The sequence below is a fragment of the Mycobacterium sp. 3519A genome, from assembly GCF_900240945.1.
GTDB lineage: Bacteria > Actinomycetota > Actinomycetes > Mycobacteriales > Mycobacteriaceae > Mycobacterium.
In genome coordinates this window covers 1,806,570-1,818,630 of record NZ_OESG01000014.1, presented here as the reverse complement: position 1 = coordinate 1,818,630, position 12,061 = coordinate 1,806,570, and the positions used below count along the sequence as shown (strand labels likewise).

Sequence of the window (12,061 nt, the reverse complement as noted above, 5' to 3'; positions counted from 1 at the left end):
ACCTTACACCCATAGACTGGGTGCATGAACCTCGGCAAAGCGCTGACCGATTTTGCTACCGCGCCGGTACGGGTCGGCATCGCGGTTGCTGAGACGGGCCTCGACATCGCGAAGAGCGCGCTCGGCCAGGCCCAGACGGGCTCGGGTTCTGTGGCGCACATCCTGGGCATCGACGATGCGGTCGAGCGGGCGAACCGGCTGGCCAAGCTGATGGACGACGATGCCCCGCTGGGCAGGGCGCTACGGCCGAACGGTCCGGTCGACCGGTTGCTGCAGCCCGGCGGAATCGTCGATCAACTGACTGCCGAGGGTGGCCTGCTGGACCGGTTGACCGCGGAGAACGGCGCGGTGTCGCGGGCGCTGGCCCCCGGCGGGTTGGTCGATCAGATCACCGCCGAGGGCGGATTGATGGACCGGATGACGACGGACGACGGCGCGCTGTCGCGGGTCATCGCGCCGGGTGGGCTGGCCGACCAACTGCTGGCCAACGACGGCCTGATCGAGCGGGTGCTGCGCGAGGACGGGGTGGCCGACCGACTGCTGGCCGAGGGCGGCCTGCTCGACACCTTGACCGCCGAGGACGGGCCGCTGCTCAAGCTCGCCGACGTCGCCGACACGTTGAACCGGTTGGCGCCGGGACTCGAGGCGCTGCAGCCGACCATCGATGCGCTGCACGAGGCCGTCGTGACGCTGGCGCAGGTGGTGAACCCGCTGAGCAATATCGCCGACCGAATTCCGCTGCCCGGCCGCCGGCCACGCGCCCGTTCGTCGTCGCGGACCGTGACATCGCAGCGCGTTATCGACGCCGAGCAGTGACCCGATAAACTCTGCAGCCGCAGGCCCCCTTAGCTCAGTGGTAGAGCGTTCGTCTTGTAAACGAAAGGCCGTCAGTTCAATCCTGACAGGGGGCTCCACTCACTTGTCAGAGCCCGGCCTTAGCTTCGGAGCATGAGACAGTGTCGCGGCTGCGGTCTACCAATCTCGAAGCGCAGCCAAAAGATCTACTGCGGGAACGCCTGTCAGGCTTCAGCCCGCCGCGAGGCTAATACCAAGCGGTGGCTCGAATCCGGCGAGGCACGCATTGACGGACACCAGGGCCATTACATTCGCGAGTACCTCGCCGCCGCGCAGTCGGGCTGTTGCGCAATCTGTGGCGCAGCGAGCACGTGGCAAGGCCTGCCGCTCGCGTTGGTCCTGGACCACATCGACGGCGACCCGACGAACAACTGCCGGGAGAATCTGCGGTTGGTTTGTCCCAACTGTGACTCGCAGTTGCCGACGTACAAGAGCCGCAACCGTGGCAAGGGCCGCCACTTCCGCAGGCAGCGATACGCCGGCGGCCAGTCGTACTGATCGTTAGCTGTACTACGACTGACGGGGCCGTCAAAACGGGTATGCCGCCGGAATGACGGTCATCGGCTTCCACTGCTCACACGAGCAGATCAACCCGGCTCAGTTGTTGCGCGACGTCCAGCGCGCTGAGCGAGCCGGTTTCACCGCCGGCATGTCCTCGGACCACTTCAGCCCGTGGAGTTCTCGGCAGGGCGAGTCCGGCTTCGCATGGGCGTTCCTGGGCGCCGCGCTGGCGTCAACAAAGCTGCCGTTCGGTGTCGTGAATGCACCTGGTCAGCGCTATCACCCCGCGATCATCGCGCAGGCCATCGCGACCCTCGGGCAGATGTTCCCCGGCCGGTTTTGGGCGGCGCTGGGGTCGGGCGAGGCCTCCAATGAGCGGATCACCGGCGAGGTGTGGCCACGCAAGGAGGTTCGCGACCGACGCCTGGTCGAATGCGTGACCGTCATACAGCGCCTACTCGAGGGTGAGGAGGTCAGCCACGAAGGCCTTGTGCACGTCAACCGGGCACGGCTGTGGACGCTGCCCGACGTGGTTCCCGACCTCGTCGGCCCGGCCATCACACCCGAGACCGCGGCCCGCCATGCGGCATGGGCGGACGGCTTGGTCACCGTCAACCAATCGAAAGACACTCTGCAGAACATCCTTAACGCGTACCGCGAAGCCGGCGGCCGCGGGCCTGCCCGGCTGCAGATCCACCTCAGCTGGGCGCCGACCGAGGAGCAGGCTCTCGCCATCGCCCACGACCAGTGGCGCAGCAATGTTTTCGCCCCTCCGGCGTGCTGGGATGTCGAGTCGGTCGAAGCATTCGATGTCATCAGCGAGAACGTCACTCCCGAACAGGTGAAGCAAACCGTCCTCGTCTCAAGCGATTTCGGTCAGCACATCGAGTGGCTGCGGGAATACGTCGACCAGGGCTGGGACGAGCTGTACCTGCACTTCGTCGGCAAGGAGCAGTCCGGCTTCATCGACGCCTTCGGCGAACACGTTCTGCCGCAGCTGTCACCGACCGCCCCGGAGCCTCGGGCGGCGATCGTATGAGGCGCAGCGACACCGGCGATTTGTGGTGGAAGAACGCAGTCTTCTACTGCGCCGACGTGGAGACGTTCTACGACTACGACGGCGACGGCTGCGGCGACATCCGGGGCATGACCGAACGCATCGAGTACCTGTTCGACCTCGGCGTGACATGCCTGTGGCTGATGCCCTTCTACCCGACGGCCCGCAAGGACGACGGCTACGACATCACCGACTTCTTCGGCATCGACCGACGGCTGGGCACCCACGGCGACTTCGTCGAACTCGTCCGCACGGCCAAGGCAACCGGCATCCGGGTCGTCATCGACTTCGTCATGAACCACACGTCCGATGCGCACCCCTGGTTCAAGTCCGCCCGCCGCAGCGCGGACGATCCGTACCGCGACTTCTACGTATGGAGCGCCACCAAGCCCAAGTCCAGCCGCAAGGACGTGGTGTTCCCCGATCAGGAGACCAGCCTCTGGCAGCTCGACCAGCGCACCGACCAGTGGTACCTGCACCACTTCCTCAAACACCAACCCGACCTCAACATCGCGAACCCCAAAGTACAGGAGGAGATTTCACGGACTCTGGGCTTCTGGCTGGAGCTCGGGGTCTCAGGTTTCCGGGTCGACGCGGTGCCCTTCATGTTCGCGAAAGACTCAGCGCCAGGAGATCCTGGCATCTTCGACGCCAGTCAGTATCTCGGCGACGTCAGGAACTTCGTCACCAGGCGCCTCGGCGACGCTGTTCTGCTCGGCGAGGTGAACCTGCCCTACAAGGATCAACTGGCCTTCTTCGGCGGGCCGGACGGCGACGGGCTGAACATGCAGTTCGACTTCATCGGAATGCAAGCGATGTACCTGGCTTTCGCCCGCGGTGATGCCGGCCCGATCGCGAAGGCTCTTCGGCAGCGCCCGGCACTGGATCTGACCAGTCAATGGGCCAACTTCCTGCGCAACCACGACGAGCTCACCCTCGACAAGCTCAAAGACAGCGAACGGCGGGAAGTCTTCGAGGCATTCGGTCCCGACAAGGACATGCAACTCTACGGGCGCGGGCTGCGCCGACGGCTGCCATCGATGTTCGGTGGTGATCAGCGGAGGATGCGGATGGCCTATTCGCTCGCGTTCTCGTTGCCGGGGACTCCCGTCCTCTTCTACGGCGAGGAGATCGGGATGGCCGAAAACCTCGACGTCCCAGGACGACTCGCAGTGCGCACACCGATGCAATGGACTGCGGGCCACAACGGCGGGTTCTCCGGCGCCAACAAACGCAGGCTGACCCGTCCACTCCCCGACGGCATCTACGGCCCCGACCGCATCAACGCCGCCGACCAACGCCACGACCACCAGTCCTTCTGGTGGTTCATGCGCGACCTCATCTACACCTACCGGCAGCAGCCGGAGATCGGCTGGTCGGTTGCCGAAGTCCTCGAGCAGCCCAACCCTGCGGTCCTGGCACATGTCTGCCGCGAGAAGTCGGGCTGGACGATGGTGGCGCTGCACAACCTCGGGGCGGACCGCTGCATCGTCCCGATTCAACTGGCCGACATACCGGCGGGCTGCACCCTCGTCGACCTGCTCGACGGGCTCACAGAACACCAACTGGATGCCGAGGGCAGGATCGACGTCGGCCTCGACGAGTACGGCTACCGATGGATGCGCCTTCGGCGGCCAGAAGACCAGCCGATCATCTGACCCCCAGGGCCCGTTTCGCCGGAGCCGTCGCGGGTAACTCTCAGCGCACGCATCGCGGGAAAGGGATCACCATGCCACTGGACGACGACGACATCACCACCTCGGGCGGCGGCGAAGGTACTGCCGACGGCGGGTCGAACCCCGAAGGTCACGACGGCGGGGCCGACGGTACGGCGGGCGGCGAAGGCCCGGCCGACGGCGGCTCCAACCCCGAAGGTCACGACGGCGGGGCCGACGGTACGGCGGGCGGCGAAGGCCCGGCCGACGGCGGCTCCAACCCCGAAGGCCATGACGGCGGTGCCGACGGAACCGCATGACGGCTTCGCGGCGCTGAGTCGCTGCATCGCGATCGACCCGGAATCCTTCGCCACCGAGTTCTGGGGTCATAAACCGTTGCTCAGCCCAGCGACTGAGCTGCCGCGTGATTTCCGGGACCTGCTCTCACCTGAGACGGTCGACGAACTGATCGCCGAGCGCGGGGTACGCGCGCCGTTCATCCGGATGGCCAAGGAAGGCGACGTCCTGGCCAAGGACTGTTACCTCGGGCCTGCCGGATTCGGCGCGGAGATGCCGGACCAGGTGGACTCCGCCAAGGTGCTCGCCCAATTCGCCTCTGGCGCAACGATTGTGCTGCAGGGCCTGCATCGACTGTGGCCTCCGCTGATCGACTTCGTCCGACAAGTCGTCGACGATGTCGGCCATCCGGTGCAGGCGAACGCCTACATCACACCGCCCAGCAATCGCGGCTTCGACCCGCACTACGACGTCCACGACGTGTTCGTCCTTCAGGTCGCCGGGCAGAAGCGGTGGATCGTGCACGAATCCGTACACAGCCATCCGCTGCCCTCGCAGCCGTGGACTCGCTACCGTTCCGCGATCGCAGAACGGGTGAGCGACGATCCGGTGATCGACACGGTGCTGTCCGAGGGCGACGCGCTGTACCTACCGCGTGGCTGGGTGCATTCGGCGCAGGCGTTGGACACCACGTCCATCCACCTGACGGTCGGCGTATCCACGGTCACCGGTGTGGATGTCGCGCGCGCGGTCGTCGACCAGTTGGCGGCGACCGAAGCGTTCCGACGGTCGTTGCCGCTGGGCCGAAATCCCACCGACGAGGATGAGATCATCGCGACGGTGACGAAAGTGATGGCGGAAATGGTCGATGCGCTGCGCGACGGGGCGGCCACCGTCAGCGCAGGCGCCGCCGCACAGTTGATCCAGGGGCACGCCAAGCAGACACGGCCCGTCGCCGTGCGCCCGCTGGCCGCGTTCGGCGCTTCGGAATCCGCTGTGACCACCCGGGTCCGTTGGCGCCGTGGGCTGGTGGCCACGATGGCACACACCGACGGACGGCTCGTCCTGCGATTGCCCGACAAGGTGATGACGTTCCCGATGTCGTGCGCGGAGGCCGTTGCGGCGCTTCACCGAGGGCTTGCCGTCGACGCGGCAACGATGCCGGGTCTCGACCGCACCGACGCCGCAGTGCTGATCCGTCGGTTGCTTCGAGAGGCCGTTGTCGAGCCGGACAACGGATGACCGCGGCCAGGCGAACGCCATGCAGCGATCAGTCGCTTGCCCGTGGCGATCCGATGTACGGCACCGCTTCGGCGGGCTCGTCGTGGGTGCTGCTCGAATTGCCAGGCGGCTGGGGACATTCGGCGTTCCTTCGGTCCCCGGCGATCATCGATCCCGAACTCGGCCGCGCCATCGTCCGCCGCGTCGAGACGGCGAAGATGCGCATCGCGGCGATACGCAAGCACGGACGCCGGCCAGCCACGCCGCGATGGCGATGGTTCATCGCGCACGCCGATGTCGGCGGCGAAGTGCTGTACGGCGGGGAGGTGGCTCATCCGCGCGAGTACCTGGACATCGCCCTCGACGGCAGTGACGGCACCGTGCAGACGGATCCGCTTGTCGCGGTCTGTGCGCACGGTAAGCACGATCAGTGCTGCGCTGTTCGGGGTCGCAGCGCGTGTAAGGCGATCGCGGCGAAGTACCCCGACTTCACTTGGGAGTGCTCGCATTTGGGCGGGGACCGGTTCGCGGCCACCATGCTGGTGTTGCCGGAAGGGCTGTGTTACGGACGGGTCGACTCGACCGATTCGGCGGATCTCGTGCGGTTGTATCTCGAGGGGCGGGTTGACAACGCGTTTCTGCGGGGTCGTACCTCGCTGCCGCATGCCGTCCAGGCCGCGCAGTACTTCGCCCGCGAGGCCACCGGTGACGACCGCATCGCCGGCTTGCCACCAGTCGAAGTCGAGCGGGGCGAGCACCGGATCCGCGTGGTGCTCAGCAGCGAAACAGGACCGCTCGAAGTCTGCCTCACCGAGGAGATGTCGGAGCCGCTGTTCTCGCAATGCCATGCGCAGGTGTCCGGCCGGGTGCGGACCTTCACGCTCGCGTCGATCACCACACCGCCGGGATGAATCGGCGCAGCCCCACCCGTTCCGGGCGTTAGGAAGCAGTCACGGATACGGAGGAGCGGTCATGAGCTTGGACAACATTTCGGACCTCGGCACGCAGGGTCTCGACGAGTTGGTGCCGTCGCGCTACGCCCTGCAGGTCGGCGATCTCGACGTGCTGGTGATCAGCGACGGCATGCTGCCGATACCGGCCCAGACGATGGCGTACAACGCCGACTCGGCCGACCTGGCCGGCTGGTTGGACGGCAATTTCCTGCCGCCGGACGTGCTCGACTGGCCGCTGAACGTGGCGGTGGTGCGCAGCGGCAGCCAGACCATCCTCATCGACGCCGGATTGGGCGGCGAGTTCCCCGACTTCCCGCGGGCGGGACAGCTGGCAATGCGGTTGCACGCCGCGGGCATCGACCCCGCATCGGTGACCGACGTCGTGCTGACCCACATGCACATGGACCACGTCGGCGGACTGCTCGGCGACGGCCTGCAGCAGGAACTCAGCCCAGACCTGCGGGTCCATGTGGCAGCCGCGGAAGCGGAGTTCTGGGAGGCGCCCGACTTCTCCCACACCCACATGCCCGCCCCGGTGCCCGACGCGCTGCGGTCCGCCGCCTCCCGGTTCCTCGACGAATACCGCGGCCGGTTACGACCGTTCGAGACCGAGCACGAGGTGGCGCCAGGAGTGCTGGTGACCAAGACGGGCGGCCACACCCCCGGACACAGCGTGGTCCGGCTGGCGTCGGGGGGCAACGCGTTGACGTTCGCAGGCGATGCGGTGTTCCAGGTCGGATTCGACCAGCCCGACTGGTTCAACGGCTTCGAACACGACCCCGAGGAAGCGGCCCGCGTCCGGGTCCGTCTGCTGCGCGAACTCGCGGCGACAGGCGAGGCGCTGGTGGCCACGCACCTGCCGTTCCCGTCGGTCTGCCATGTGGCGGCCGCCGGTGACGTGTTCCGGTGCGTGCCCGCCGTCTGGGACTACGGATTTCCACGATGGTCATGCCCTCTGGCGGCACTTCAGGAGGCGGCGGCTCACCCGGCGGTGGCGGCGGTGGTGGCGGCGGCGCAGGCGGGATGCCGTTGCTGACGTTGATCGTGATGATCGACCCAGGAATCGTCTTCCCGCTAGGTGACGTACCGACGACGGCGCCGTAGGACGCGGAGCTGTTCACCATCGTCGTCTTCTCGGCGACCTGGAATCCGGCGTTGCGCAACCGCTCTCGCGCAGCATCAACCTTCATGCCGGACACGTTCGGCACCTGGCTGCCCGACGTGCCGTCGACATAACGCAGGTCGGTCGGCGGCAGGTGCACCTCACCGAAATCCGTGGCGATCGGCTTCATCGCCTCGAACCAGGTGCGGGCGGGCTCACTACCGCCAAACAGGTTGCCGCTGCCGCACTTCCGCAACGGGAATGAGCAGATGCCGGACGGATTGCTCGAATCGTCGAAGATGTAGTTGGCCGCCGCGTACTGATTCGTGAACCCCACAAAACCCGCCGACCGATGTGCTTCGGTGGTGCCGGTCTTCCCCGACATCGGCAGATCCCACCCAACCGACGACGCCGCGCCTGCCGCGGTGCCCGGGCTGACGGAGTCCTTGCTCAGCGCGTTCGCCATCGTGTTGGCCAGCCCCTCAGGCACCGCCTGGTCACATGGTTGTCCTTCCACCGGCACGTCGTTGCCGTGGCGGTCGACGATCGCAACGATCGGGTTCGGCAGGCACCACGTGCCGCCCGAACCCAGTGTCGCCGCCACGTTGGCCAACTCGAGCGCGTTGAGCTGGAACGGCCCCAGCGTGAACGAGCCGATGTTCTGCCTCTTGATGAAATCGGCCAAACTCTCGTTGCTTTCGGGGTCGTACGACCTGGCGGTCCCCGGAAGGGCATAGGACCGAAGCCCCATCCGCACCGCCATGTCGACCGCGCGCGGAACGCCGACCTGTTGAATCAGCTTGGCGAAGGCGGTGTTCGGCGATACGGCCAACGCGTCGGTGACCTTCAGCGAGCCGCGGTAGTTCCCGGCGTTGCGCACACACCATGTCTCCTTCGGACACCCCGGCGTATCGCTGCTGCCGAGCCCGCGCGCCTGGAACGACCCAGGCACATCCAGCTGGAAGTCGATGCCCATGCCCATGTCGAGCGCCGCCGCGGTGGTGAAGATCTTGAATATCGAGCCTGCACCATCGCCGACCAGTGAGAAGGGCAGCGGCTGCATCGTCTCGTGTTCATGGTCGTTCAGCCCGTACCGCCGGTTACTCGCCATCGCCAGCACGTAGTGCGTGTCCTTGCCCGGTTTGATCACGTTCATCACGCTGGCGACACTGTCGAGGTCCGGGTCGGCCATCTTGTCCACCGCCGACTTGACCGACGCCTGCACCTTCGGGTCCAGCGACGTGCGAATCAGATATCCGCCGCGAGCCACCTGCTCCTTGCTGATGCCGGCCCGTGCCAGGTAGTCCAGCACGTAGTCGCAGAAGAAGCCGCGATCGCCCGCGGCGATGCAGCCGTTCGGCAACCCGTTCGGCTGCGGCAGTACACCCAGGGGTTGCGCCTTCGCCGCGCGCAGCTCGTCGGCGCGCTGGGGCAGATTCTCGATCATGGTGTCCAGCACGATGTTTCGCCGGCTGATCGCGCTGTCGGGATTGGTGTAGGGATCGTGCTGACTGGTCGACTGCACCAGCCCGGCCAGCAGCGCGGCCTGCTGCCAGTTCAGTTCGGAGGCGTTGATCCCGAAGTAGGTCTGCGCGGCGTCCTGCACGCCGAACGCACCGTTGCCGAAATACACCAGGTTCAGATAGCGGGTCAGGATTTCGGCTTTACTGATGGCCTTGTCCAGCGCCAGCGCCATTCGGATCTCGCGCATCTTGCGCGCCGGGGTCAGCGCGACGGCGGCACGCCGCTGTGCGTCGGTCTGCGCGGTGACCAACAACTGGTAGTTCTTCACGTACTGCTGCTCGATCGTCGAACCGCCGCGCGTGTCCGGATTACCCGCGAGGTACCCGGACAACCCCGTCAACGTGCCCGGCCAGTCCACGCCGTTGTGTTCGGCGAAGCGCTTGTCCTCGATCGAGACGATCGCCAACTTCATCGCGTTCGAGATCCGGTCCGTCGGCACCTCGAACCGCCGCTGCGTGTACAGCCAGGCGATCGGCTGGCCTTGCGCGTCGACCATCGTCGTCACCTGCGGTACATCACCAGCGATCAGTTGCGACGACCCGTTGGCGACGACGTCGGCCGCGCGGTTGGACATCAACCCGATGCCGCCGACGACAGGAAACATCAAGGCCGCCGCCAGCGCTCCGGCCATCACGCAACAGCCGGCCATCCTCCTGACGCATGCCCACGTCGGCCGCCCCTCCGACACGCGTTCAGGTTATTCGCAGGCGCCGCCCGAATACCGCGTAATGATGAAACCCGTTCTGCCAGCTAGACCTTGAACCGACCGGCGAGCCCTCGCAGCGGAAGGTCCGCACTGGTGAGCAGTCCAGGCGGCGCCTCGACCACCGACTTGATCGCATGCAGCGCGGGCATGCCAGTCACCGTCATGCCGATCGAGGCGAAGTTGTCGGGATTCGACAGATCCACTCCGGGTTTCGGGAAGATCATGTGTTTGTTGTAGACACAGGGGTCGCCCTTGATCTGAGTGATGTAGCAGCCCTTGATATCCCAATTCGGATCGGTGTGCGGCGTCATCTGCCACTCCAGGTGGGTCTCCACCCGTGGCACGCCGTCGACCATGCCCTGATACTTGATGTAGTTGCCGCCCAGCGAACCTTTCGGCAACACATACCATCCCAGATTGACGTCCTTGGTGCATGCGCCCAATTCGTAGCTGAACTTGACCTCGTCGAGTTGCAGATCGAAGCAGTCGGCCATCATCAGCACGCTGTCGGCGAACACCCGGGTGTACTTCTCGAGCTTGCCAGGGATGCTCGGATCGTCGACCGGCAGGCCGTAGCCCACCTCGATCCAGGTGTCCTTGCTGTGGTGGCATGACACGTCGACGGACTCGATGGTGGTGACGTTCTCGATCTCGGCGACGTCGGCCGAGCAGACCACGCCGAGAATCTGGTTCAGTCCGGGATTCATGCCCGTGCCGTAGAAGGACGACGAGCCTCGCTCGCACGCCTCGGCCAGTAACTGGCTGACCGGCTTACCCGACGGATGCGGATGGTTGGTGTCGCGGTGCCAACCGGTGATCCAGTCGGCCGTGGTGACGATGTTGATGCCGGCCTCGAGCACATTGACGTAGAGGTCCTCGTCGGGGAAGACCCCGTGGAACGTCAGCACGTCGGGTTTGGCGGCGATGATCTCGTCGATGGTGCCGGTGGCGATCACGCCGTTGGGTTCGATGCCCGCCAGTTCGCCCGCGTCCTTGCCTATCTTCTCCGGCGAGTAACAGTGCACCCCCACCAGTTGCAGGTCGGACTGGGCTCCATAGCGCCTGATCATCTCGGATCCCACGTTGCCAGTGGCGACCTGAAACACGCGAATCGGCTTGTTCGACAACAGGATCAACCCTTCTGATCGGTCGAGGCAAGGTCCGCGGCGCTGCCTCCGCGGCCGTCGGGATAGAACTGCATGGCCCATTTGCGGATCGCGGTGAAACCCTCGTACTCCGAGCTGGCCAGCGCGGGCGGATCGGAGTAGCGCTGATGCGACCAGATGTGGATGTCCTGACGGAACTGGCGGATGATCTCCTCGCCGAACTCGGCGGCTTTTCGCGCGGCCCGCTCGGAGTCCTTGCCGGGGGTGCGGCCGATGTAGGCCATGAACCGGACATCGGAGGTCGACTCGTCGACCGGGGTGATCGCCGAGATGGTGCGATTGTCGACCATCCCCCAGCTCTTGGTCACGGCGATGCCGAGCCCGCCGTTGATCGCCTCGACGCCACTACGGACGTCGTCGATGGACTGCTGATCGTCGCCCTCGAACGTGATCGTGAAGTCGACGTAGGAGACCGGTTCGGCGAAGTCATGCCTGGTGAAGATCGGGTTGATCGGCGTCTGGTGGACGTATTTGAAGTGCGCGAAGTCGACGCCGTTCTCCAGCACGTACTGCGGGTGCAGTTCGTGGCCACGCTCGAACAACCGCTGCTGCGGGTAGTAGTCGGCCACGCTGCTGCCGTCCCGGAAACTGGCGAACACGTCGGGTGCGTCGAAGTAGGGTTCGCGGCCCTCGACGTCGTGCCAGATGTAGATCGACTCGTTGCGCTCGACCACCGGATAGGTCGTCATCCGCCTGCCGCGGTTGGGTCTGCTCTCGTAAGGGATGCACACGTTGCGGCCCTCTTGGTCCCACTGCCAGCCGTGGAACGGGCACTGGATCACCTCGCCGACGACGTGCCCGCCGAACCCGAGGTGCGCGCCGAGGTGTTCGCAGTATGCGTTCATCACCGTGACCCGGCCGGACTCGGATCGCCACGCGACCAACTCCTGGCCGAAGTACTTCATCGCGTGGACGTCGCCGACGCCGACCTCGTCTGACCACGCGACCTGGAACCAGCCCGTCGGCTTCATGGACAGTGGCGGCTTGGCCATGTCGACAAGAATCACAGAGGGCTCTATCATTC

The 12,061-nt window shown here is 65.8% G+C and carries 10 protein-coding genes, 1 tRNA gene and 1 pseudogene; 9 read left to right on the top strand and 3 right to left on the bottom strand.

What is annotated here, in order from left to right:
* The first annotated feature begins 24 nt into the window (after window positions 1-24).
* The 9 genes and pseudogenes from C1A30_RS29870 to C1A30_RS36255 form a co-directional block, all read left to right on the top strand.
* Window positions 25-816, top strand: a complete 792-nt coding sequence (locus C1A30_RS29870; RefSeq protein ID WP_101951821.1) for a hypothetical protein — start codon at window positions 25-27, stop codon at window positions 814-816.
* Between the two features lie 23 nt (window positions 817-839).
* A tRNA-Thr gene (locus C1A30_RS29865) sits at window positions 840-914 on the top strand.
* A gap of 34 nt (window positions 915-948) precedes the next feature.
* Window positions 949-1,353 (top strand): HNH endonuclease, encoded by a 405-nt coding sequence (locus C1A30_RS29860; protein ID WP_101951820.1) that lies wholly within the window; start codon window positions 949-951, stop codon window positions 1,351-1,353.
* A 52-nt stretch (window positions 1,354-1,405) separates the two neighbouring features.
* A complete protein-coding gene (locus C1A30_RS29855) occupies window positions 1,406-2,395 on the top strand; it encodes a TIGR03885 family FMN-dependent LLM class oxidoreductase (protein ID WP_101951819.1) in 990 nt (329 codons plus the stop codon).
* Entirely contained in the window at window positions 2,392-4,071 is a 1,680-nt protein-coding gene (locus C1A30_RS29850) for an alpha-amylase family protein (protein WP_101951818.1), read from the top strand. Before C1A30_RS29855 ends, C1A30_RS29850 begins: the two co-directional genes overlap by 4 nt.
* Before the next feature lie 71 nt (window positions 4,072-4,142).
* On the top strand, window positions 4,143-4,388 hold the full coding sequence (locus tag C1A30_RS29845) for a BatC protein (RefSeq protein ID WP_101951817.1): 246 nt from the start codon (window positions 4,143-4,145) through the stop codon (window positions 4,386-4,388).
* A complete protein-coding gene (locus tag C1A30_RS29840) occupies window positions 4,360-5,607 on the top strand; it encodes a cupin domain-containing protein (protein ID WP_101951816.1) in 1,248 nt (415 codons plus the stop codon). Before C1A30_RS29845 ends, C1A30_RS29840 begins: the two co-directional genes overlap by 29 nt.
* A complete protein-coding gene (locus C1A30_RS29835) occupies window positions 5,604-6,497 on the top strand; it encodes a sucrase ferredoxin (protein WP_101951815.1) in 894 nt (297 codons plus the stop codon). The genes C1A30_RS29840 and C1A30_RS29835 overlap by 4 nt, the downstream gene beginning before the upstream one ends.
* Window positions 6,433-7,335, top strand: a pseudogene (locus C1A30_RS36255) (MBL fold metallo-hydrolase); the annotation flags it as partial. The gene C1A30_RS29835 and the pseudogene C1A30_RS36255, both read left to right, overlap by 65 nt.
* On the opposite strand, the gene ponA2 reads toward C1A30_RS36255, so the two are convergent.
* The 3 genes from ponA2 to C1A30_RS29815 all read right to left on the bottom strand — a co-directional run bounded on the left by ponA2 (window position 7,298) and on the right by C1A30_RS29815 (window position 12,029).
* Window positions 7,298-9,814 (bottom strand): transglycosylase/D,D-transpeptidase PonA2, encoded by a 2,517-nt coding sequence (ponA2, locus tag C1A30_RS29825; RefSeq protein ID WP_235010398.1) that lies wholly within the window; start codon window positions 9,812-9,814, stop codon window positions 7,298-7,300. The pseudogene C1A30_RS36255 and the gene ponA2 sit on opposite strands and share 38 nt — an antisense overlap.
* Before the next feature lie 101 nt (window positions 9,815-9,915).
* Window positions 9,916-10,998, bottom strand: a complete 1,083-nt coding sequence (locus tag C1A30_RS29820; protein WP_200828465.1) for a dihydrodipicolinate reductase — start codon at window positions 10,996-10,998, stop codon at window positions 9,916-9,918.
* A 5-nt stretch (window positions 10,999-11,003) separates the two neighbouring features.
* On the bottom strand, window positions 11,004-12,029 hold the full coding sequence (locus C1A30_RS29815; protein WP_101951813.1) for a Rieske 2Fe-2S domain-containing protein: 1,026 nt from the start codon (window positions 12,027-12,029) through the stop codon (window positions 11,004-11,006).
* Window positions 12,030-12,061: the final 32 nt, after the last annotated feature.